Genomic DNA, 22,327 nt, shown 5'->3' with positions numbered 1-22,327 from the left:
CGATTAAGAAAAAGTCACCATGGGGATTGAAGATACTATCCAGCCGCTGAGCGAGTGGCTCCTTCCCATCCCGGGGCAGCAACTTGGCGGGCTCCTCACCTTCTTGATTGCCCTGGTAATCCTGATCGTCTGCGGTCTGGTGTTCGGGTTTATCGTGTCGGTGTTCCGCAATGGACCGTTCGAGGCCTTCTATGCTGTGTTCGGGACGGCCGTCAAATCGGTTCCCGAACTGCTTTCGATTTCGCCTCGCCGTGTGTGGGCCATGACCTGGCTCGCATTTCAGGAAGCGATCCGAAAGAAAGCCCTGCTGGTATTCGCCCTGTTTATGGTCGTGCTCTTGTTCGCCGGTTGGTATATCAACCCAAGTGCCGAGCAACCGGTGCGTCTTTATCTCACCTTCGTGCTGACCTTTCCCAAGTGGCTGGTCCTGCTGCTGGTGATCGCATTGAGCGTTTTCAGTCTGCCTGACGATATCAAACGCCGCACGATATACACCATCTATACTAAGCCTGTTCTACCGAGCGAATTGTTCCTGGGACGTCTGTTCGGTTTCGTCGGTGTGGGAACGATCGTGCTGTTTGCAATGGCACTGGTTTCCTACATCTTCCTGCTGCAGGGCTTCAACCACACGCATTACATCAACGCTGACGAACTGGTCGCTGGCGAGAACGGTACGCTGATCGGCGAGACAACCGAAGCGGCAGGTCACAAGCACGCCATCACCGTCTATCCTGACGGCAACGGAGAAACAGACCGCACCCACGAACACCGTCACGCAATCAGTACCAATGAAGGAGCCAGCGGCGACGAGAAATATGTGGTGCATGGTCCAACCGACATGTTCCAGGCCCGTGTGCGACACATCGGCACGGTCCGCTTCCTCGATCGTTCCGGTAAGAATGCAGCCCCGCGCGGCATCAACGTCGGTAAAGAATGGGAATACTTCAGCTACATCGAAGGTGGTACTTTCGGTGCCGCGATCTTTAGCTTTGAAGACGTCAACGAAGGTATGCTCACCGAAGTCACCGAGGGTGACGAAACGAAGCAGATGCTTCCCGTCGAATTCAACCTGAGCGTTTTCCGAACCTACAAAGGGATCATCACCGAAGGTATCCGCGGCAACTATTACCTGAAGAACCCAGAGACGGGTGCTCGCAGCATCGCGATTCCCTTCACGGCCAAGGAAGTGTCCGACCTTCACTACATTCCTCGCACGCTCTCGAACTTCAAGGCCGATTCCGAAAAGCCTGAACTCGACTTGCTGGAAGACCTGGCTACCGAGGATGGAGGCCGACTGGAACTGTGGATTCAGTGCGTCGAACCGGGTCAGTACTTTGGCGTCGCTCAAAACACGGTTTACATCCTGGAAGCCAACCGCAATTTCACGATGAACTACGTCAAATGCTACTTAGGCATTTGGTTCCAGGTGATCCTGGTCATTACGTTTGGCTTGGTGTTCAGCACCTTCCTGAATGGTCCTGTGGCCCTACTGGCTTCGTTCCTGGCACTCGGCTATGGCAGTATCGCCGGAGAGGTGAAGGGCTTGGCCCGAAACGTGATCTTCGGCGAGAAAACCGGTTGGTACGGGGGTGGTCCGGCGGAAGCCATGGTGCGACTATTCACACAGAAGAACATCATGACCGAACTCGGCGACTACTTCTGGGTAGACGTCGTCAAAGGGATCGACATGGTCTTCGCCTTCATGATTTACGCCTTTGTCAACATGCTGCCTGACTACGGCATGTTCGATACGCAAGGTTTCGTTGTCGACGGATATAACATTCCATTCGCCGTCGTCACGGAACAACTCGTCACGGTTCTCGGCTTCCTGATCGCCCTGGTGGCGGTCGGTTACTTCTTTCTGAAATCGAAAGAAATCGCGGCATGAACAAGAACAAATCTTTTCAGCATAAAGTTATCTACGGCGTTTGCATGATCGTGATTTTGATCGCGGTCTCGCTGATCAGCCGTCCGGCGACATCCGATCAACCAGGCGGGATGCTCGCCCAGATGCGTCGTGACTACCATATTTCGGACGCCCAGCTTGGTAAGGTCGACCCGGCCAGTGAAGCTATGCGTCTCTCGCTGTTAGGTCTCGACGGTGTGGCGATTACGTTTCTCTGGAGCAACCTGAACGAATACCAGAAGACCGAGCAGTACACCCTGATGGAGGCTACCGCCAAGACCATCTCGTACTTGAACCCACACCTTCTGAAGGTTTGGGAGTTCCAGGCCTGGAATCTCTCGTACAACGTTTCGCGCGAGTTCGACAACTACGAACACCGTTACCTGTGGGTCAAACGCGGCATCAACTACCACATGGACGGGACCGAGTACAACTACAACGAACCCCGCATGATGAACTCGATCGCCCACTTCTTCGGCAACAAGTTCGGCAACGCGGACGAGAAGGTCCAGTACCGCGAGCTGTTCCCCGAAGACGATCTCTTCCACGACGAAATCCAAAAGCACCTTGAAGGCACCGCTTACTCGGTGACCCAAGACGCCGAAGGTGTCCAGGAAGGCAAGCCTGATCACTGGCTGGTCGCGCGTCTGTGGGACAAGTGGGCGACCGAAGTCGTGGACAATGGCCTGGGAAGCATCGGTGCCATGTCACCGACGATTTTCTACCAGTATCCGGCCAAGCGTCTGATGAACTTCGGCGAAGCCATCGAAAAGGAAGGGCACATCTCCGAAAAGGCCCAGGCTGCCTGGGCTCAGGCCCACGAAGAGTGGAAAGTCTATGGCGACCACGAGCTTCCTTCGACTTACGGTATTCCGATCAAGTTGAATGACTCGGATCGTTTGGCGAAGGAAATCAGCGAAGCGGATAAAAAGTTCAACGAAGCATACGGTGAGTACTCCTCCGAAGTGAAGAACGAGAAAATCGCCAAGCTTCCAGAGTCAACGCAAAAGGCGCTCGATACGCCTGAGGAAGATCGTACCGAAGAACAGATCCAAGAGATCAAATCGGTCCAGAACTCTTTGAATGTTTCGCGGCTTGAGATCGTGAAGCATATGCAAGACAAAGCCAACGCTTTGAAGAAAGATCAAGCTGACTCCGCAGAAGGCAATGAGCTGGCTCAAGCTGCCTTGGAGGCATCTCGCGAAGCAAACCGTCTGGGTGAGATGGAGTTCCTGAAAGGGGTGATCGATCGCCAAAAGGACATCGTCGCGTTTAACTACTGGCAAACGCGAGCTCTCTCGGAAAGCACTGACCGCACGGTGGAAGCTCGTCGTCTGGTTTACGAAGCCCATGAGGCGTATAAGGATGCCAACCTGGTCAAGGCTCGGGAACTCTACGAACAGGCATGGGACAAGTGGATTGCGATCTACGAAGACTATCCAGTCCTGCGTGACGACGCTTCGGCCGACGTCCTGTCAGATTCCATCAAGGAATACCGTGCCCTGTTGAATCAGTTTGACCAGGACATTTCGCCGAACTTCCCGCTGATCGATATCCTTCGTGCCAATTCGGACGTATTCATCGAGCCCGTCTGGAGCCCAGATGATGCCCCAGCTTCGGCAAAGGATTCGGACGAAAAGGCCGACACCGAAGCGGATGACTCCGAATCCAAGCCAATGGATGCCGATAAGCAACCAATGGAATCGGAAGATAAGCCGATGGAAGCCCCGGCGAAGGAAGAAGCTTCTCCAGAAGCGACCACGGAGAAGCCTGCCGAAGAATCAGCAGATCCGGAAGCAACGGATGCTAAGCCTGCGGATGAACCTACCGAGTCCAACGAAGAAGCTTCGCCGTCCGAAGAAACGACCGCTGCCGATTCGTAAGGCTTATCCCACGTGAGCACGACCCCCACAGAAACTAACGAGGCTCGATCCGCTACGGATCGAGCCTTCTTACTTTACCAGCGGCTGGTTGCCCTCTTTCTGCTCATCCTAGTCGGCGTGACCTACCCTCTCTGGATCGACCAGACCGTATTCCCAGCCGTTCCCATCGTCAGTGATTTGTGCGCCATCCCTGGTCTGGCAGACCTCATCCTATTGGCATCGCTCATCGCAATATTGGTCACCGTCCAGATACTTGGGCCTCAATCATCGAAGGCTTCATGGCTTTGGATCGCCAGTTCCATAGTCCTGATTCTCTGCTTCTTCCTGAATCAACATCGCTTCCAACCTTGGGCCTACCAGTTTGCCGTATTGGGTATGATCTTTGGCCTCGCCCCACCGCGAAGTGCCCGGCGGTTGACGATGTGGATTTCGCTGAGCATCTATTTCTACTCGGCGTTATCCAAGCTAAACCCATCTTTCGTCAACGAACTGGGCTCCGACTTCCTGGTGACCTTTAGCTCGATCATTGGCACTTCCCTGTCGCCAGATCAACTGGCAACTTGGAAATGGCTGGCACTGGGGTTCCCCCTGTTTGAGCTGCTCGCGTTCGTGCTACTACTCATACGACGAACGAGAAAAATCGGGGTGGTCGCGGCCTGCCTGATGCATATCGGCCTGATTGTGGTACTTGGCCCCCTCGGGCTTTCTCACAGCTGGGGCGTGCTGACTTGGAATGTATTCTTCTTCCTGCAAGCGATTCTTCTATTTGGTTTTCCCGATCCAACCGAAGAGATCGGACCAACTCGAGAGGTCAAGCGAAGGCTACTCACCGCACAAATCATTTGCGGCTGTGTGCTCCTCTTTCCCACGTTGGAATTGATTGGACTCGGCGATCCTTGGCCTGCCTGGGGGCTGTATGCTTCGCACGTCGGACGAACACATCTCTTCATTTCGCGGCATGCGGCCGATCGCTTGCCGGAGCCCATGCGGGCGTACGTTGACACCGACTCGTCGGATGACTTATTCGTTCCCGTCCGACTCGAGAAGTGGTCTCTAGAGACAACTGGTGCCCCGATCTATCCTGGCCAACGCTTCACGTTTGCCGTGGCACGTGCTTTCGTCAACAAGACCGATACGGCAAATTCGGTGCGGCTTGTCCTTGAATCACCATCGGGACGACTTCAGGACGATCGCGAAGCCGACACCTTCGCAGGAGATAAGATCGCGATGGAAGCCGATCGCCGGTTCTGGCTGAATACGAAGCCGCGTGACGCCTTTCTGGATGCCCCTTAGCTGTTGCGGCCTACAAACAAAGCTACTGAGCCAACCTGCTGGATCTCGATATCCACCAGACTGGTCTCGAGAACCTCCTTTAGCGATTCCAGCGTGTCTTGCTCGTTGCCAAAGATTCCTTTGCGGTTGTACGAGGCCATCACCTGTCGCCCCAACCAAGAAGTCGGACTTGGCTTGCCTAACAGCGTCGCACCGAAGAGTTTTCCATCCTTCGTTAAGACAGCACTGGCATGCTCGATGACTCGCTTGCGGAACGCTTGATCACCTGGCAAGCAGTGCAGCACATACATGAGCGAGACCGACGTAAAGGGCTCGGTTAGCTGCTCAAACGGCTCAGCAAGATTCGCCTGAATCGTTTCCGGATGGTAACGCTCTATTCGCTTGGCGGCCGCCGCCAAGCAGTTGGGATTCGCATCTAACAGGCCAATGCGTGCATCGGGTGAAAACACCGAGCAGCGATCAAGGAAGAAACCGGTCCCCACTCCAATATCGAGATGGTTATTCGTCGCGTGGTCGTCGAACCAGGCTTCTAACAGCTGCGTTGGACAACTCCAAAACCAACGATTCGATACCCCGTGCACAATCAAGTCGTACCAGCGCAGCAGCTTCGGCGTGTAAACCTGATGTCCTGAATTGACATCCAAATTATCGGTGTTTATTGAAGGCATGACAAAACGACCTGTTTTCCAAATTTGATCGACGAAAGCCGAAACTATTCGTTGATTTTCCTCACTAATTGGTGTCTGCTGATAAGATACCCCCGCTTTTGAGCTAACAGCATGCGACGTCGCCTTGTCGCTGATCCACTATGAAAGACGATACCACGAGGGGAGTCTGGTTCCCTTTGTATCAAGAATTCGTCGAGCTTTGGGCCGCGGACTCTCCGCCGGACCTCGGGAGTTTTATATCCCGCGTTTCCCCGGACGAGCGATTCGATCTCTTTCGTCAGCTGGTCATGCTGGATGTCTGCGAACGCCAGAAGCGAGGGCTCGAAGCAGGCAAAGCTTATTACAGCGGTCGCTTTCCTGAATTTCAGCCCCTCATCGAAAATGCCTTCGAACGTCTCTTGGAACAGTTAGGGGAAACTCGCGGATCAGACGCGAAGGACACTCAGACAAATTTTGCGCTCGATCAAACAGCCTCTCACGGCGATCCCCATACCCAACACTTATGGGACGCCTTGCAAGACTGCCAGGCTCATCCCAACGAAGTCATCGGGCTACAAGCAGGCGAGTATCAGTTCCTCGAACTCATTGCCCAGGGTGGTATGGGAACCGTTTATCGTGCTCGCCACCGCACGCTCGATCGCTTGGCCGCAATCAAGTTGATGCGTCCCGAAGCGTCAACCGATCGCTTCATCCGCGAAGCAAAACTGTTAGCCCGCATCCGTTCGCCACACGTCGTATCTGTCTACGATTTCTCCGTTCTCCCCAAAGGCTCGCCGTTGATCGTGATGGAGTGGGTCGAAGGTATCGATCTCAAACGCATCATCAAGGAGAGTTCCGAGCCAATCCCAGAAGAGAAGATCGTCCAATGGATGCAGCAGGTTTGCGAAGGAATGAACGCGGCCGCCAGGCTCGGTGTCACCCATCGTGACGTAAAGCCCTCGAACATCTTGATCGACCGCGATGGTTACGCACTGGTAGCCGACTTTGGATTGGCTCGCAGCGGTATCTCATCGACCGACTTTTCTATCTCGGGAAACATGATGGGAACGCCTCTTTACATGGCGCCTGAGCAAGCAGAAGACCCTCGCAATGTCGACGTGCGAAGCGATATTTACGCATTCGGTGGAACGTTCTACCACGCCGTGACGGGGCAGCCACCGTTTGTCGGCGAGACGGCCTTCAGCATCTTGTTCAAACACAAGATGGAACCGATCGTTCCACCTAAGACCCACAACCCGAACATATCAGAACGCGTCAACGACATCATCGAACGCTGCCTGGCAAAGAGTCCTCGTGATCGCTTTCAGTCGTTCGACGAAATTCTTATGCAACTGCGGGACCCTTCCGAGAGCATCTCGCCGTGGCAGTTCAGCGACAGCAAGATCCTTCAATCGTTCCGAGCAATGTTCGAGGATCAAAAGAGCGACTATATCCATGAACCTGAAAAGTTCATGCGTCCCGATCCATACTATCTGCCCAACGGCCGCCGTCTGGAAATCGTGTGTGGAGATGTCACCAAGCAACATGTCGATGCCATCGTGAGCTCAACCGATTGTTGCTTGTCTCTCGACCTAGGATTGGCCAAAGCGGTCAGCGACGCAGGCGGCCCACTGATCGAGTTCGACATCCGGCGTCTGGGCATTAACCGTGTTCCGCCTGGACGCGTAGTTGTCACCCCAGGCAGCGAACTACCGGCGCTGTATGTGTTTCACTCGGTCACACGTAGCGAAGTCACCGGCGTTACCCCCAGCCGCGACTTGATCTCCGAAATCGTCTCGAACTGCATGTACAACGCCACGACGCTTGGGATCGAGTCGATCGCGTTTCCCTTGATCGGTACTGGTATCAGTCGATTCACAGCTGAGGTCTGTCTCGATACGCTCTTCCGAAACCTGGTCCGCCGACTTCTCTATGAGCCCACCAGCTTAAAGGTGGCCCGGATCGTTATTCGACCCACTAAGGATAAAGAGCAAATCGTCTAACGCTTAGCTCGGATCGCTTTGGCGCGGTTGTAACGACTACACCGCCTCCCGCTACTTGGAATCAGCAACGGGTTCCACCATTCTGACTTGCTCGATCGGCAGGCTTGCTTCTTTTGCGACCTATGGTTGACCAATGGGGCTTTTCCCTGCGAACCATTAGGTCTCCGATATCGTGCAAGAATCCTCTTCCATTCCGAACACCTCTGCGCCACGTTCCTGGTCGGCCTGGGCTATTGTTGCCGCCACCATGTTGGCCGCCGCGATTGCGGTCAGCCCCAACGGCGCCGATCCCGATTTGTGGGGTCACGTTCAATACGGAAGAGACGCCCTGCGGGAAGGTCTGGCCCGCACGACCACATACAGCTACACCGCCAACGGTTACCGCTGGATCAATCACGAAAACCTAAGCGAACTGGCCCTGGCAATCGGCGTCGACACGATCGGACCGGCGGGGCTACTCGTCCTTAAGACGCTACTCGGTTTGGCCATTTGCCTGGTTCCCTTCTGGAAGACCGAGAACTTTGCTAGGCATGCACTTCCGGTCGTCGTCGTTTCCCTGCTGATCGCAGTCAACTTGACCAACCATTGGAATGTTCGCCCGCAACTGTTCAGCTTCGGGTTCTTTGCCCTACTACTGCTACTGATCGAATTCGCTTTTACCGGCTGGCAGGGACATTGGAACCTACCCTGGCTGACCTCATTTCGCCGAGGCGAATCAGCCGACGCTTTCAGCTGGAATCACCGCTGGGTGAAGCTAATGTGGCTAGCCGTGCCTCTGTGCTTCCTTTGGACCAATACCCATGGTGGCTTTATGGCTGGCGTGGGTGTCCTGTGCGTCTTTCTGGCGTGCCGAATGATCGAAGCGGCCACGATGCGCAAGTGGCAGGCCGCCGGAATGCTACGCCGACTTACGCTTATGATCGTCGTCGTTCTGCTGGCGACGCTCATCAACCCATACAGCTTCGGGCTTCATCAATGGCTGCTGGAATCCCTACGTGAGCCTCGGCCCGAAATCACCGAATGGCACCCGCTGTATTCGCTTGACATGTTCAGCATCGCGTTCGTCGCGATGTTAGGCGTTATCGTTTTGTCGTTGGCATCTTCCCGCAAGCCACTCGACTTCACACAACTGGTTATCCTGACCCTAGTCGCCGCTCAGGCGATCATGCACCAGCGACACGCGCCGTTTCTAGCCATGCTGTGCGGGTTCTGGGTGACGCCTCATGTGGTCAGTGCCTGGGAGCGTATCACTCAAAGATCAGACGGAACCGAGCGAGGCCCGCACCCGGCCATTGCCTGGGGTGTCGTGATCATCGGTGGAATCTTATTCGCAGTGCCAATGTTTCATCGCCTGAGTGTGATGCCTGTTTACCGCGATACCTATCCCGTGTCGGCCATCGAGTACCTCGACGAGCACAATCTGCACGGAAAAACAATCGTCTCTTACAACTGGGCGCAGTACTTCATTGCCGCTCGTTGTGGTGAAGGAGATTCGAGTGTTCAGTTCGATGGACGATTCCGCACTTGCTATCCACAGGCAGTTGTCGACCGTCACTTCGATTTCATTTTGGGTGACGCCTCGGGTATGCGAAATCGCAAACTTGCAGGCCCGATCGATCCCAAGGCGGCCCTGATCGAAGGATACCCGAAGTTGGTTCTCTTAGATCGCGGCCAACCTCATTCCGAACACGTCATGGAAGACGTCAACGGTTGGACGCTCCTTTACCAGGATTCACTCGCACAAATCTGGGGACGTAGCGACTTGTTCGATGAACCCCAATCTCCTGAGTACCTCGCCCCACAACAGCGCAGGATTTCTGACGCTGAACAAATTGGCTACGTTGCCTGGCCTGCGATACCTCCGCACGACGGCAACAACCTCCCATCATCGCAACTGGCCCGTGCCAACGGCACGACCACCACACGAGGGCAACCATGAGCACCAGCTTACTAACACCAAACTGCGGAGCATCTACCTGGGAACCGATCGACGACCATCCGCTCGATCTGGCCCCGTTCGAATTTCGACTGGCTGATGCCGAGGAACTGACGGAAGAAGTTCTGTCGGATGGCCACGACACGACCGGCGTCGACTATCCACTACCGCATGATTTCCGCCTGTCGGTGATCGTGCCCGTTTTCAACGAAGAAAATACGATCGCGACCGTGATCCAGCGGCTGATGCAGTTGCCATTTCGCACCGAAATTGCCATTGTCGACGACGGCAGTACGGACGGAACACGCAGCGTGCTGGCCCGCTTGGCTCACTTTTGCGATCTGAAGATCTTCTATCATCCCAATAACCAAGGCAAAGGTGCAGCGATTCGTACGGCCTTGCCAGAAGTGACTGGCGATGTGGTCGTCATCCAAGATGCCGACATGGAATACAATCCCCAAGATCTCGTGCAGGTGATTCGTCCCATCGTCACAGGCGAAGCGGACGTCGCTTACGGATCTCGATTCCTCGCGCACAACGGCACCTCGAAGGAAACCTCTTGGATTCGTCAGCTAGGCAATCAAACGCTGACCTGCATTTCCAACTGCTTGACCGGACTGCACCTGACCGACATGCAGACCGCTCTGAAAGCCTTTCCTCGTAAAGTCATTCAGCAGGTCAACTTGCAGGAGAATCGCTTTGGCATCGAACCGGAAATCACCGCCAAACTGGCCAAGCGAAACTATCGCTTCACCGAACGACCCGTGACGTACAACGCTCAGGACTGGTCGGCCAGCAATAAGATTAGCTGGAAAGATGGGCTAGCAGCGTTGTGGTGCATCCTGCGGTATCGAATGGCAGACTGACCTTCAACGCGAAGTTGGCATCCTGCCTCAGATTGAGCCAGGGTGCCCTGGTCGGCCTGAAACTTTCGACGCAATTCAAGCTACGCGTCATGCATTCGTGGGCATGGATCTCAAAAGCCCTACTTGGCCCATTCGTAAATATCTGCGCAAACGGCCGTGAATTCTGCCAACCGAGACCCTGCAAATACCCTGTTTTAGTGGTTTTCCGCACCTGAAAACGGGCTCATTCGGTTGAACCTTGTGCCATAGTTGCCTATCCTTATAGTTTGGACTAATGTCCCCTGACTCCTTCTATGGGCATAGGGCCTTTGGTAAAGGGATTCAGGCAATCCAAATCGCGCGTGCTCGGTTAGCACCAGGATTGGGTCCAAAGGGAATCTGTTTCAATCACCGGAGAAAATCTGTGAGTACTTCGACTGAAAAATCTACGCAAAACCAAGTCATGCTAGGCGCCGACATTATGATCGAATCGCTGGTACGACATGGCGTAGAAGTACTCTTCGCTTATCCCGGCGGTTGCAGCATGCCGTTGCATCAGGCCCTGACGCGTTACAAAGACAAGATCCGCACGATCCTTCCTCGTCACGAACAGGGCGGCTGTTTCGCAGCTCAAGGTTTGGCTCGTTCGACTGGTAAGGTTGGTGCTGCCATGGCGACCAGTGGTCCCGGCGCAACCAACCTCGTTACGGCCATTGCCGATGCCAAGCTCGACAGCATTCCGCTGATCGCCATCAGTGCCCAGGTTCCGCGTGCCGTGATCGGTAGCGATGCGTTCCAGGAAACGCCGATTGTCGAAGTTTGTCGCGGTATCACCAAGCATCACTATCTGGTGACCGACATCAAAGACCTGTGTCGGATCATGAAGGAAGCCTTCCACATCGCCACGACCGGCCGACCTGGCCCCGTGCTGATCGATATTCCGAAAGACGTCCAGCTCGAACAAACGGTGCCTGACTGGGACTGCGAAATGGATCTGCCTGGCTACAACGTCACGTCGCGTCTGGCCAAGCCTGAACAAATCCGCCAGGTCGCTGCCGCGATCAAGCGCGCCAAGCGTCCGATCATCTACGCTGGTGGTGGTATCATCACCTCGGAAGCTTCCGAGGAGCTGCGTGAGTTGGTCAAGAAGACGGGCATTCCCACCACGATGACCGTGATGGGTTTGGGCGTGCTCCCGAACTCCGATCCGCTGTCGCTCGACATGCTCGGCATGCACGGTACCGTTTACGCCAACCTGGCCGTGAGCGAGTGCGACCTGTTGATCGGCTTGGGCGTTCGCTTCGACGACCGCGTGACCGGCAAGCTTGCTGAGTTTGCCAAGGACGCCAAGATCGTCCACATCGACATCGACCCAGGCGAACTCAACAAAAACAAGATCGCCCACATTCCGATCGTTAGCGATCTGAAGCCAGCACTCAAGATGCTGAACGAAGTGGTCGAAGCCCCTGAGGATATCTCCGACTGGGTGGCCCACTGCCAGGACATGAAGAAGAAAGATCCGTTGACCTACAACAAGGACTTCGACGGAATCTTGCAGCAGCACGCTATCGCCGAGCTTTCGCGCATCACGCAAGACCGCGAAACGATCATCTCGGTCGGCGTCGGCCAGCACCAGATGTGGGCGGCTCAGTTCTACCAGTTCAAGAAGCCACGCACCTGGATGTCCAGCAGCGGTCTGGGCACCATGGGCTTCGGCCTGCCAGCTGCCATGGGTGCTCAGGCAGCCAACCCAGATGCCCTGTGTATCGACATCGAAGGGGACGGCAGTTTCCAGATGAACATCCAGGAACTGGCAACCTGCTATTGCGAAAACCTGCCAGTGAAGGTGCTGCTCCTTAACAATCAGCACCTGGGCATGGTGGTCCAGTGGGAAGACCGCTTCATGGCCGGTAACCGAGCCCACACCTACCTGGGCCCGATTCACCACGAAGAATGGTACGGCAAGGGTGAAGACATCTACCCGAAAGAGACTTACCCGAACTTCGTCCAGATCGCCAAGGGCTACGGCTGTGGTGGTGCAACGATCCGCGCCAAGGCCGACTTGCTTCCTGCCTTGGAAGAGATGATCGCCTACGACGGCCCCTACGTCCTGGACGTTCAAGTTCCTTACCAAGAACACGTCCTGCCAATGATCCCAAGCGGCATGACCGTGAAGGAAATGATCAAGTCGTAAGACTTGTTCGGCACATCAAAACAACCAAGACAGGGAGCTAGAAATGGCTCCCTGTTTTTGTGCCTACTGATCAAGATTCCTCAAGCTCTATCGAAGATATCTATGTGTCAATCTTGTTGTGTCGATAGGCTACATTCAATCGTGCGAAACCAGTCAACGACAAATCGGTTTCTAAGAGCATTGCTGAACATGGCAATCATCGCCCTCACGTTGACGGCGATAGGAAACCTTTGGTGGAAAGTGTTTGCTCCGAGCGAATTTGCACTGAGCACTTGGTTCATGATTTACTTTATGTCGAACCTACCCAAGTCATTTGAAAGCCTAGAATGCGATCGGTGGCATGCGGAGAGCATAGCTCTTAAACACGCGATCGGACTGATTTCTGACGAACAGTACCGAACCCTTGCAAAGACTTATACATGGACGCCGAATTTGGTACCGACAATGGTTGGCACCCCCTGCCAAGTGTTGCTACTTTGTTCGATCCTAGCGCGGCTCATCACTTAGAAGTGTTGCTTAGGAACCTGTGAAAATACCGACTCGTTTCACATTCGTTTCATCCAGAAGCGTCAGCGTCACGAGCATTAGTACCCCAAAAGCCGCAGCGCCGTGTCGACCTGGTCTTCCAGCTGTTTCTTGGTAGCCTTTGGTTTTCGACCGAACAGTGCCCCCAGATGATTACGGGCCAGCGCGGCACCCAGGAGCGTTGCGGTCATTTGATCAACGTCGTCGATCTGCGGGCCGACACCTTCGTCGCGGGCACGTTCGACCGCTTCGGCCAGGTAGCGGCGGGCTTTGGAGATCACGCGATCGTGAAAGTCGCGGGCCAGTTTCGGCGTGCGTTCGGCTTCCGAGATCAACAGCCGCGTCAGGCGGACTTGCCGCGCCGTCATGATGAACTGCACCATCGCATGCAAGCGACGACGAAGCTCGGCCCCTGCATCAATGACCTGCGATTGGTCGTTTTCCCAGGGAGAGTCCCACAATCCGCCTACCATCGCGGCGAACAAATGTTCCTTGTCCGGGTACAGCGCATAGAGTGTCTTCTTGGACATCCCAGCCGATTTGGCGATTTCTTCCATCGTCGCCGCACCATACCCCGTCGTGGTGAACACCTGTTCTGCTGCCGTTAACAGTCGCTGACAGCGTTCTTTTTCGGTGTAAACCGGTGGACGGCCCGGTTTGGCCTTCTCAGGTTCGTGGGATGTGGGTTTCGTCATAACCGTTGACTCATAGGAGGAAGACGAATATGGTTCCATTTAAGAAACGATATCGTTTCCAATATTCAAATTCAAGTAAAAAAACAAACGCACTGACACTAAATCGCAGGAAGCACTATGACCTCGCGGCAAATTCATCCCTGGCTGATTGCTCCCATTTTGGGAATCCTGGGGGCTGTCGGCCCCTTGGCGATCGACTTATACCTGCCAGGCATGCCGCAGATCACCTCAGAGCTTGGCGTCAGCGAAGGCATCGTCCAGTTCAGCCTGATGACCTTTTTGGCCGGGCTGATGACGGGGCAGTTGTTCCTGGGACCAGTCTCCGATCGTGTCGGTCGCAAGCCGATGATCATCGCAGGAATGTTACTATTCATTGCCGCATCGCTTGGTTGTGCGTTTGTTCAAAACGGCGAACAACTTCTCGTATTACGGTTCATCCAAGGGCTTGGTGCTTCGATCGGCCGCGCGATTGGCATGGCTGTAGTTCGCGATCTTTACACGGGACCAACCGCCGCCAAACTCGTGGGCATGATGATGCTGGTGCTTGGCTTAGCGCCGATCCTCGGGCCTCTGTTGGGTTCGGCTATTTTGATGTTCGCATCGTGGCGATGGATCTTTGTCCTTCTCGCTTTGTTTGGAGTGGGTTGTATTATGCTGGTGTTGACGCTGATGCCGGAAACCCGCTTGCCGGAGCAACGGACTTCCAGCCATCCGATCGCCGCGCTACGGAATTATGGCACGCTGCTCTTCAGTCGACAGTACATACCGTACGTGGCCACCATGGCGTTTGCCCAGGCAGGTATCTACGCCTACCTGACCGGGTCGTCGTTCGCGTTCATCAACATCCACGGAATCTCGCCCACGGTTTTTAGTTTCATTTTCGCGTCGAACGCTGTCGGGCTGATGATCGGTGCGCAGAGTGGTCCGCGGCTACTGGGTCGCTTCAGTGCCGAGACCATCATTCGCTCGGCGCTAGCGACCTATGTGCTGGCCGCCGTGACGTTCCTATCTTTGGAGCTGGCTGGCGAGATGAACGTTGTGCTGCTTTCGATTCTGCTGTTTGTCATTATCACTTCGATCGGGTTCATCCTGCCGCTGTGTGGTGTGATGGCGTTGGAGGCCCATGGGAAGATTTCCGGTACGGCCGCCGCATTGATGGGTGCCTGTCAGTTTGGCTTCGGCACGATCGCGGCCCTGGTGATTGGGCTGACAGCCAATGGCACGGCGATCCCCATGGCCGTTACGATCGCACTTGCCAGTATCGCCGCAGGCATCACCGCAAACTGGGCATTCCCGAAACCGGAGCCTGCAGAAGAGCTTTGCCTGGGCGAAGAGAGTGCCTAAGGATCGACGACTTCGTCTTCGGCCGCCTTGGGAACCAGCCAGACCATCATCCCGGCACACGTCTTGGGCTGCTCGTCGTCGCTAGGGTTTTCGATCGGGAACACCCGCGTGCGACGCAGCACGATTGGTTGGTCCGGGTCGAAGGTCGTCGCCACGAACTCAGGGTCGTCGATCAGGCCCTGACTTGACGTGCGATACCACTTATCGCCTTCGCCTCGAGCAACCTCACGATACTCGCCGCCATAGTGCGCAAGCCACGAGGCCTCGCGCCGCGACAGGCCATGGTACAGCATGGTTTGCACGTCCTGAGCTGGCACAACGTAGCGTCCGCGTACCGTTACCGTTGGTGGCAAATGCTCTTGCGGGTCAATCGAAAGGTTGATGCGAACTTCGCCGTTGGTAAGCGATTCGACATGGATCGGATTTTCCGGCAGGCCCTCGCCGGGAACATGCGTGAACGCCACGTACAGGTCGTACTCCTTGCCGTCGGGAAGAAAGACGTGCCACTCCCAAGATTCTTGCGTCATCACCGGAACACCAATCGCGGTAACCTTCGTCGAGTCAGTGATCGGAGGAATCCCCAGCGCCTGCGAGAGCTGCTCGTTCCGCACTTTCATCTGCGAAAGTTGCTCGAACATCTGCCAGTGAGAAATCGAGAGGGCCACGACCGTGACCAGAAGGATCATCGAGAGTAATGAAAAGCGAATCCCCCACGAGCGCCGCTTGGGTGTATCAGACACATGGACGTCATGCTTCTCGGGCGTGTTCATGGAACAATATCCTCAGGGGAACCAACTCGCACTTGAAAACCATTTGCCAAGGCCTTCTGGCGAATCAGCGGACAAGGAATAAGCCCCTGCGAAACCTTCGGCGGCGGCTCGCGCTCGATCCACAACCTAAAGACTTCTAGCGGCAAGTAGTCGCTTGGCTCTTGGCCGACTGGGTTGCGTGGCTCGTCGACCTCCCAGCGCATCAGATCGACCTCTTGATCCGCGTCGTGCGAGGTTTGGTCGTAGGCAGACATCGGCAACGCGAGTTCCACACTCGGAATGACATTAAACCGGACCTTTTTCCCCGGCTTGCTCTCTTCGGTCGACGGAAGGACAAAGTCACCACTGGGCAGCATTTCGGCCTCCAGCCAACTGAGTTCTTCACGCGGCACACGACCGCTGGCCCGCACGTCGGCGTAAGGCCCGGTCGCGGCCAGGTTGAATTTCCACTTCGAAGCGTTCGAGGCTGGTTCAAAGATAAACATCTGCGTAATCACATAAGTCCCCGGCGAAAGGGTCAAGTTGGAACGGGTCGCCGGTTTGGGCGTTTTCGGCGGGATGCTGTTGTAGTCGAACTTGATACGATAACGGCTCCCTTCCGGCAGAAAGACGCGCCACTGCCACATATTACTCGCAGGCACCTTCATCATGCGAACGTAGATCTTCTGGTTATCTTCGACATCGATCAACTCGTACGTCTGACGAACATCCGTTAGCTCGGCCTGAGCGTCCAACAAGTCGCTCCGCGATCGGAAGTATGCGAGCGAGAGGCCAACGACCGTTGTGACGAGGAGGATGGTGAGAATTGAAAAACGGAAACGGCAGCCGGTCGGCTGCGTTTCGACGTGTTCCGTAGGTGGCTCATTGGTTTCCATGGGACACTGGTTCGATCCATAGCTGAATGCCGTCGCTGATTTCCGGTATCTCGTTATTTTCTTCGAGTGGCTTCGGATCGGTCCTGAAAGGATACGTATTGATTGCTTCGCTTACGGGGGCTGGGATTTCCGTCGCACGTATCTTGATGAGATCGAGCGACTGGTCCGGGTCGCAACTCCTATGACCTAACATACTCGTGTCGTGCACGCCCTGATTTTCGACGAGGAAATAGCGAACATCGCCTTCCTTTCCATCCTGCTGTTGGTGAAAGTAATAGACATTACTAGTGAAGCTAATCCGGTGAGCATCGAACCATTCCAGTGTCGTGAAATGGTTCGATGTTGTGTCTAGCATGGTGGAGAAACCGCCACGCCCCCAAGATCCCCTCCGATAAACCCTCCACTCAGTTTGTCCCTGACGTTCGAGCCAAAACGACACATTAACATAGCCTGGCCCCAATTCCTCGACAAAGATCCGAGCGTCTCTTTTAGGGCGTCCATCTCGCGGAATTTCACCGACACGGTGACAGAGCCGATAGCTGCGTCCCTCGGGCAAATAGAACCGAAAATGCCAAAGTCCTTTGACCGCAGTTCCCACGTTCGTGACCTGAATCTTCGTCGGATCATCAACAACCAAGTATCCGGTTGTCCGCTCAGCAATGGCCAGTTCGCGTTTCAAGGCTCGTGTTTCGTAATACCATTTGCCTGCACTGATGATATTGCCCATCACCAGGCAAGAGAGCGAGATTGTGACAATCATCGTTGTGAGCGAGAAACGCATGCGACTGGGGCGGGCGTCGCTTTGGTGTTCGGCTGCGGAAATGGTGTCACCTGATTCACTGGTTGTAACATTCAACGCTCGCGACTCACTTTTCATCGGTTACTGGTTCAATCCAGGCAGACATGCTGTCGGCTTCATAAGTACCCCCGGAGAACCCCATTGAAACGAGGTTCGCTTCTTTGGTCGGAGAATAAGGTCCCTGGTATTCTCTCGCTATCCGATCAATGTTGATAATGCGATATTGCTTCCCGGCCTCGTCTTCTGACTCCGAAGTAACACGTTTGATGAATTTCCAATACCCCTGGGACAGGATGCCTCGGTCTTGTTTGAAGTTTTGGGTCACCACCCTGCGTGTTGGCGCGAATCCAGATCCAAATTCTTCCCAGTCAACGGTTAGTTCTCCCTGATACTGATCGTTTGCCCTCTCGAGAATCCGCAGGGTCAGCACACCCGTACCTGGCTGAAGGGGAACCTTCCACGTTGATGCCTGGTCATTCCCGACGTGATCGATGGCCCGAGCAAGACAAAACTGGTAGTCGCGTCCCGTTGGCAAGGAGACTCGCCACTGAAAGTAATAGGGTGGATTGCTCGCCAGCATCGTAAGATAGATCTGACTGGAATCTTGAACATTAAGCAGATGATAGTCGTTGCGTACCCGTCGCAACTGCTTCTCGGCATCGGCAAGTTTCTTTGACGTCCAGACATGCGATGCCGCTAGTGTTGCGAAAAACATGAACACGAAGAAAGTCTTGAACGAAAAATTCCACGCATTCGGAAAGAGGTGCTGCGGCTTGTGCCGTTCCTTCGCTGGTGGACTAGGCTTTGCTTGATCGACTTGGGAAAGGGGATCGTTGTTCATCGTCTAACGAGAGCTTCGACGTAATCTTGGAAGAGGTACTGCTGTGTCATGGGGGGCAGTCTACCCCACGCCAGAGGCCATGGCCATTCTTTTTGCAATCTCGTACGACTTGCAATGGGGGGCTAAGAAACAGCGGTCGCCGCGAATGGGACAGAAGCTAACGGGCTCGTTCACTTCTCGCCGTACCACATCAACAGCATGCCTGCTCCGGCGTTTCCCAGGGTCAGGCCGAGACAGAGCACCGTGGTCCAGAAGATCATCGATCCAATCGAAAAACGGCCGGTCGTCTTCGTAGTTCTCGTTTTCCATTGCAGGTCGTTAGTTGGAAGTGGGTGTCGATGATGTTCGATACTTGTCCCAAGGTCCTCCGACCGGGGCTGGCTCGATCCAGATCATGATGCCCTCTTTATGAACGGCACCAGGTCCATCACGCGGAGTCGAATCCACAGGCCATTGGCGTAGCAAGACGATCTTCTCACCGACATTGAATACGTGCTCGCCATCACCTGACTCGATAGCAATTCGATCGACGTATCCGTTCATCCAATCGAGATCCCCGACGGCACTCCACGAAGTCCCGTAGAACTGTTGTGGTAATATCCCGCTGTTTTTCTGAACGGCCTTGCCGAGGCCAACCTGTGAGTTCTCCGAAAGCGTTTCAACGTAAAAGTGAAGCAAATAGTCGTGTTCCCGATGTACCTCCCCACTGCGAACAACGACTTCTTCTATTTTGCCGGAGACAGGAATATCAGCAACGCTGTAGCACACGATATAAATCTCGCTTGGAGGAATCTTGATGCTCCATTCCCAATCATCATTCCCCAGTGGGCGAACCGCCGAGACATAGATCTTGTTCGGATCCCTCTGTTCGACCAACCCAAAGCTGCGGCCAACTCGCGTAATGTTTTCCGACAGTACATAACCCCAGTGCGTATAACGCAAGTAAGCGAAGATCACGCCCAGCAGCACGAACGTGACGACCATCTTCCACAGCGTGAAACGGTACCACTTGCGCGGCGGCGTTTCAGGGTTGGGTTCTGGTTCGCTTGGCGGTGGCGAATAGTGATCGTTCTCGAAGGGGGGCGGTGCTTCCATGGGTGTCAGTCTAGCCAACCCATCGTGCAATAGCCAAACAACTTCCTGGCGAATTGCCTCGCGTGGTTTGGCAAGTTAGGATAAACACTCTTCCACCTGCCTCACCCAAACAAACCCATCCAATATACGGAGCTTCTCTCATGCGTGTTTCCTCCCTGGCGCTAACTCTGCTGGCCTGCGTAGCGATAGCCGTTCCGGCTGCGGCCGATGATGTTATGAAGACGATTGGCGAGATCGAACGGTTGGATCCGGCGTTCGACGAGCTCGTTCCGACCGATGCCAAGATCGAGGTGTTGGCCGATGGGTTTGAATGGTCGGAAGGCCCTGTCTGGATGCCCAAGGGCTTTCTGCTTTTCAGCGACATCCCCAACAACCGGATTGTGAAGTACAAGCCAGGGCACGGCACCGACGTGTTCATGCAGCCTGCTGGGTACACCGGGATGTCGAAGTTTGAGGGACACGAGCCTGGCACCAATGGCCTGGCGATCTCACCGGAAGGTCACCTGACGATGTGCTGCCACGGCGATCGCAACATCACGCAGATGGTCGATGGCGAACGCAAAGTGCTGGTCTCGCACTACGAAGGCAAACGTCTGAACAGCCCGAACGACTTGGTCTATCACTCCAACGGCGATCTGTACTTCACCGATCCTCCGTACGGCCTGCCAGGCGGATTGAACGGGAAGGAAGCGGAACTCGACTACTGCGGCGTTTATCGTCTTGGTAAAGATGGCAAGTTGACCCTGCTGACCAAGGAGTGCCCTCGACCAAACGGGATCGCTTTGTCGCCGGATGAAAAAACGCTGTACGTCGCTGACTCGCAGGAGTGTCACTGGAAGGCCTTCCCTGTGAAGGAAGATGGCACACTGGGCGAAAGCAAGATGTTCTACGACGCCAGCAAGTGGAAAGGGAAACGCCCAGGCGGGAGCGATGGCTTGAAGGTCGATACCAACGGTAACCTTTGGGCGACCGGCCCAGGTGGTGTGCTGGTCTTCAACCCCGAAGGCAAACTGCTGGGTCGCCTCAGCACTGGGGAACGCACCGCTAACTGTGCGTTTGGCCCTGACGGCACGATTTACCTGACAGCTGACATGTACCTGTGCCGCGTGAAGACCAACGCGAAGGGCCTGATCGGGTCGAAGTAGATCGCCTGGTGACTATTGCGAATGAAATAAGAAGATGGCACCACCTTCCCAAGTGGGTGCCATCTTTTCTTTTAGGTCACTTGCTGTCACGATTGATGGCGATCGACCGAGTTCGACACTCGCCATCTGAAGCCCTCATTGGTTGACGTAGTAAATATGCCTGCAGCACGACAAACGACTGGTATTCCCAAGCTGGATGAACATCTGGGAGGGGGCCTGATTCCTGGGACGCTGACTTTGGTTATCGGGGCAACCGGTATCGGCAAGACGCAGATGGGGGTTCACTTCGCCCATGCTGGGCAAGAGGCCGACGACCACAAAGGGATCTTCTTCGACATGAGCACGCGAGGGGACTCGCAAAGCCACATCGAATATGCCGAGCGGATGTTCGATTGGACGCCGGTAGAAGCCGATTCCCACAAGCAGCCTGACCTGGAGAACTTCTTCGAGTCCGACCTGACCCATGGTGAGATGCTGCACGTGTTTGACTACCAGGGCAAGCGGGTGTCACGCCGCGAGATGGACTGGGACGAGCTGGGACACTGGCAGAAGCAGATCAACGAGAAGCTGGCGACCACCATTGGCTACCTGTATGGCAACTTTACACGCGGGTGTCGCCGTGTGGTGATCGATGGTCTGGAACCGGTCGACGTTCCCGCCGAGTCGATCCAGATCGAGCTATTCGAGTACGTCTATCACCAAGTGCTGCGAAAAGATCCGATGTGGGTTGCCCGGGATCTGTTTCGCCAAGCGTTTCGCAAGAACAGCGAAGCGGCCGAGAAGCACAACTACGACAGCCAGTCGATTGGCTGCATGATGCTACAGACGTCCAAAGAAGCGATGCTTGAGCACCTGATCTCGCGCAATCTGGACGAAGGGGATTTGATCAGTGGCGCGAATACGGTGATTTACATGGGTAAGATGCTCGACGGCACCAAGATCCGCCGAGCCATGTATATCAGCAAACACCGAGGCAGCGCCGCGACGGACGAGATCATCCCGTACCACATCGACGACGCTGGTATTCAGATTGACGGGTAGTCTGAAGGACTACATGCCGCCCCGAGAGACATCGGAGTGGTGCTTGGCCTGTTCGGCCTTCTCAATGTACTTCGGATCGCGGGTCGCTTCGAAGGCTTTTTGATAGGTCACGCTGAGGGCCGTGAAGTTGAACGGTTCGTTCGGCTCCAACTGGCAAGCCGTTTCCGCATGGTGGCAGGCATTGTCAAAGTCATTCAGATTCCCGTAGGTCACTGCCAGCGCCATATGCGACAGGACATGGTCAGGCTTTTCGGCCAGCACCGCTTTGAATTTCTCGACGGCTTCGGCATATTTCCCTTCGTCTCGAAGCTTTTCGCCTTCGCTATACAGGGCAGACGTATCGGACATGGTCTCGCAATCGTGGTAAAAGACGCAAAATAGGTTCGGGAACGTTCGTTAATTATAGGCAAGCTCGCGTCGATTGACACGACCCTGCTGCTGGCGGTGCTAGCGATTCTAGATACGGGAAGTCCTGCGCAAATATGCGGTT

At 55.0% G+C, this 22,327-nt stretch carries 18 protein-coding genes; 10 read left to right on the top strand and 8 right to left on the bottom strand.

Annotation, left to right across the window (positions count from 1 at the left end):
* Nucleotides 1-19 precede the first annotated feature (19 nt).
* From PSR63_RS17085 to PSR63_RS17075, 3 genes are read left to right on the top strand one after another with little or no spacing between them, the layout of a single operon-like run.
* Nucleotides 20-1,888 carry an ABC transporter permease gene (locus tag PSR63_RS17085; protein ID WP_274326888.1) on the top strand — a complete coding sequence of 623 codons (1,869 nt, stop codon included), beginning with the start codon at nucleotides 20-22 and terminating at the stop codon, nucleotides 1,886-1,888.
* A complete protein-coding gene (locus PSR63_RS17080) occupies nucleotides 1,885-3,789 on the top strand; it encodes a hypothetical protein (protein ID WP_274326887.1) in 1,905 nt (634 codons plus the stop codon). Before PSR63_RS17085 ends, PSR63_RS17080 begins: the two co-directional genes overlap by 4 nt.
* Nucleotides 3,790-3,801: 12 nt before the next feature.
* Nucleotides 3,802-5,082 (top strand): MauE/DoxX family redox-associated membrane protein, encoded by a 1,281-nt coding sequence (locus PSR63_RS17075; protein ID WP_274326886.1) that lies wholly within the window; start codon nucleotides 3,802-3,804, stop codon nucleotides 5,080-5,082.
* Here the strand turns inward: PSR63_RS17075 and PSR63_RS17070 are convergent.
* On the bottom strand, nucleotides 5,079-5,750 hold the full coding sequence (locus tag PSR63_RS17070; RefSeq protein ID WP_274326885.1) for a class I SAM-dependent methyltransferase: 672 nt from the start codon (nucleotides 5,748-5,750) through the stop codon (nucleotides 5,079-5,081). The two genes, PSR63_RS17075 and PSR63_RS17070, sit on opposite strands and share 4 nt — an antisense overlap.
* 176 nt (nucleotides 5,751-5,926) lie before the next feature.
* Here PSR63_RS17070 and PSR63_RS17065 point away from each other — a divergent pair, with 176 nt between their 5' ends.
* The 4 genes from PSR63_RS17065 (at nucleotide 5,927) to ilvB (ending at nucleotide 12,707) form a co-directional block, all read left to right on the top strand.
* A complete protein-coding gene (locus PSR63_RS17065; protein WP_274326884.1) occupies nucleotides 5,927-7,732 on the top strand; it encodes a serine/threonine-protein kinase in 1,806 nt (601 codons plus the stop codon).
* 172 nt (nucleotides 7,733-7,904) lie between these two features.
* Nucleotides 7,905-9,671: a hypothetical protein gene (locus PSR63_RS17060; RefSeq protein WP_274326883.1), complete on the top strand. Its 1,767-nt coding sequence runs from the start codon at nucleotides 7,905-7,907 to the stop codon at nucleotides 9,669-9,671.
* On the top strand, nucleotides 9,668-10,534 hold the full coding sequence (locus PSR63_RS17055) for a glycosyltransferase family 2 protein (protein ID WP_274326882.1): 867 nt from the start codon (nucleotides 9,668-9,670) through the stop codon (nucleotides 10,532-10,534). The genes PSR63_RS17060 and PSR63_RS17055 overlap by 4 nt, the downstream gene beginning before the upstream one ends.
* 442 nt (nucleotides 10,535-10,976) lie before the next feature.
* On the top strand, nucleotides 10,977-12,707 hold the full coding sequence (ilvB, locus tag PSR63_RS17050; protein ID WP_274334204.1) for a biosynthetic-type acetolactate synthase large subunit: 1,731 nt from the start codon (nucleotides 10,977-10,979) through the stop codon (nucleotides 12,705-12,707).
* A gap of 584 nt (nucleotides 12,708-13,291) precedes the next feature.
* Here the strand turns inward: ilvB and PSR63_RS17045 are convergent.
* Nucleotides 13,292-13,927, bottom strand: a complete 636-nt coding sequence (locus PSR63_RS17045) for a TetR/AcrR family transcriptional regulator (RefSeq protein WP_274326881.1) — start codon at nucleotides 13,925-13,927, stop codon at nucleotides 13,292-13,294.
* A gap of 117 nt (nucleotides 13,928-14,044) precedes the next feature.
* Here PSR63_RS17045 and PSR63_RS17040 point away from each other — a divergent pair, with 117 nt between their 5' ends.
* A complete protein-coding gene (locus PSR63_RS17040) occupies nucleotides 14,045-15,271 on the top strand; it encodes a multidrug effflux MFS transporter (protein ID WP_274326880.1) in 1,227 nt (408 codons plus the stop codon).
* Here the strand turns inward: PSR63_RS17040 and PSR63_RS17035 are convergent.
* From PSR63_RS17035 to PSR63_RS17015, 5 genes are all read right to left on the bottom strand, one after another.
* The gene (locus tag PSR63_RS17035; protein ID WP_274326879.1) at nucleotides 15,268-16,041 is read right to left on the bottom strand and encodes a hypothetical protein; all 774 of its coding nucleotides are present in this window, start codon (nucleotides 16,039-16,041) and stop codon (nucleotides 15,268-15,270) included. The two genes, PSR63_RS17040 and PSR63_RS17035, sit on opposite strands and share 4 nt — an antisense overlap.
* Nucleotides 16,038-16,916 carry a hypothetical protein gene (locus PSR63_RS17030; protein WP_274326878.1) on the bottom strand — a complete coding sequence of 293 codons (879 nt, stop codon included), beginning with the start codon at nucleotides 16,914-16,916 and terminating at the stop codon, nucleotides 16,038-16,040. The genes PSR63_RS17035 and PSR63_RS17030 overlap by 4 nt, the downstream gene beginning before the upstream one ends.
* A complete protein-coding gene (locus PSR63_RS17025) occupies nucleotides 16,903-17,697 on the bottom strand; it encodes a hypothetical protein (protein WP_274326877.1) in 795 nt (264 codons plus the stop codon). Before PSR63_RS17025 ends, PSR63_RS17030 begins: the two co-directional genes overlap by 14 nt.
* A gap of 85 nt (nucleotides 17,698-17,782) precedes the next feature.
* Nucleotides 17,783-18,556 carry a hypothetical protein gene (locus tag PSR63_RS17020; RefSeq protein ID WP_274326876.1) on the bottom strand — a complete coding sequence of 258 codons (774 nt, stop codon included), beginning with the start codon at nucleotides 18,554-18,556 and terminating at the stop codon, nucleotides 17,783-17,785.
* Nucleotides 18,557-18,874: 318 nt separating this feature from the next.
* Entirely contained in the window at nucleotides 18,875-19,651 is a 777-nt protein-coding gene (locus tag PSR63_RS17015; RefSeq protein WP_274326875.1) for a hypothetical protein, read from the bottom strand.
* A gap of 140 nt (nucleotides 19,652-19,791) precedes the next feature.
* Between PSR63_RS17015 and PSR63_RS17010 the strand changes: the two genes are divergently transcribed.
* Together PSR63_RS17010 and PSR63_RS17005 are read left to right on the top strand one after the other, a co-directional pair.
* On the top strand, nucleotides 19,792-20,796 hold the full coding sequence (locus PSR63_RS17010) for an SMP-30/gluconolactonase/LRE family protein (RefSeq protein WP_274326874.1): 1,005 nt from the start codon (nucleotides 19,792-19,794) through the stop codon (nucleotides 20,794-20,796).
* A gap of 156 nt (nucleotides 20,797-20,952) precedes the next feature.
* On the top strand, nucleotides 20,953-21,837 hold the full coding sequence (locus PSR63_RS17005; RefSeq protein ID WP_274326873.1) for an RAD55 family ATPase: 885 nt from the start codon (nucleotides 20,953-20,955) through the stop codon (nucleotides 21,835-21,837).
* A 9-nt stretch (nucleotides 21,838-21,846) separates the two neighbouring features.
* Here the strand turns inward: PSR63_RS17005 and PSR63_RS17000 are convergent, their stop codons facing one another.
* Entirely contained in the window at nucleotides 21,847-22,185 is a 339-nt protein-coding gene (locus tag PSR63_RS17000) for a tetratricopeptide repeat protein (protein WP_274326872.1), read from the bottom strand.
* Nucleotides 22,186-22,327 lie beyond the last annotated feature (142 nt).

Source organism: Bremerella sp. P1 (assembly GCF_028748185.1).
Lineage (GTDB): Bacteria > Planctomycetota > Planctomycetia > Pirellulales > Pirellulaceae > Bremerella.
Note: the sequence above shows the minus strand (reverse complement) of the source record. Positions and strands in the feature narration are given on the sequence as shown.

What these genes read in the sequence shown, in the direction of transcription:
- PSR63_RS17085 (WP_274326888.1), top strand. Translation starts at nt 20, where the DNA reads ATGGGGATTGAAGATACTATCCAGCCGCTGAGCGAGTGGCTCCTTCCC.
- PSR63_RS17080 (WP_274326887.1), top strand. Translation starts at nt 1,885, where the DNA reads ATGAACAAGAACAAATCTTTTCAGCATAAAGTTATCTACGGCGTTTGC.
- PSR63_RS17070 (WP_274326885.1), bottom strand. Translation starts at nt 5,750, where the DNA reads ATGCCTTCAATAAACACCGATAATTTGGATGTCAATTCAGGACATCAG.
- PSR63_RS17055 (WP_274326882.1), top strand. Translation starts at nt 9,668, where the DNA reads ATGAGCACCAGCTTACTAACACCAAACTGCGGAGCATCTACCTGGGAA.
- ilvB (WP_274334204.1), top strand. Translation starts at nt 10,977, where the DNA reads ATGCTAGGCGCCGACATTATGATCGAATCGCTGGTACGACATGGCGTA.
- PSR63_RS17045 (WP_274326881.1), bottom strand. Translation starts at nt 13,927, where the DNA reads ATGACGAAACCCACATCCCACGAACCTGAGAAGGCCAAACCGGGCCGT.
- PSR63_RS17040 (WP_274326880.1), top strand. Translation starts at nt 14,045, where the DNA reads ATGACCTCGCGGCAAATTCATCCCTGGCTGATTGCTCCCATTTTGGGA.
- PSR63_RS17035 (WP_274326879.1), bottom strand. Translation starts at nt 16,041, where the DNA reads ATGAACACGCCCGAGAAGCATGACGTCCATGTGTCTGATACACCCAAG.
- PSR63_RS17030 (WP_274326878.1), bottom strand. Translation starts at nt 16,916, where the DNA reads ATGGAAACCAATGAGCCACCTACGGAACACGTCGAAACGCAGCCGACC.
- PSR63_RS17025 (WP_274326877.1), bottom strand. Translation starts at nt 17,697, where the DNA reads ATGCGTTTCTCGCTCACAACGATGATTGTCACAATCTCGCTCTCTTGC.
- PSR63_RS17020 (WP_274326876.1), bottom strand. Translation starts at nt 18,556, where the DNA reads ATGAACAACGATCCCCTTTCCCAAGTCGATCAAGCAAAGCCTAGTCCA.
- PSR63_RS17015 (WP_274326875.1), bottom strand. Translation starts at nt 19,651, where the DNA reads ATGGAAGCACCGCCCCCCTTCGAGAACGATCACTATTCGCCACCGCCA.
- PSR63_RS17010 (WP_274326874.1), top strand. Translation starts at nt 19,792, where the DNA reads ATGCGTGTTTCCTCCCTGGCGCTAACTCTGCTGGCCTGCGTAGCGATA.
- PSR63_RS17005 (WP_274326873.1), top strand. Translation starts at nt 20,953, where the DNA reads ATGCCTGCAGCACGACAAACGACTGGTATTCCCAAGCTGGATGAACAT.
- PSR63_RS17000 (WP_274326872.1), bottom strand. Translation starts at nt 22,185, where the DNA reads ATGTCCGATACGTCTGCCCTGTATAGCGAAGGCGAAAAGCTTCGAGAC.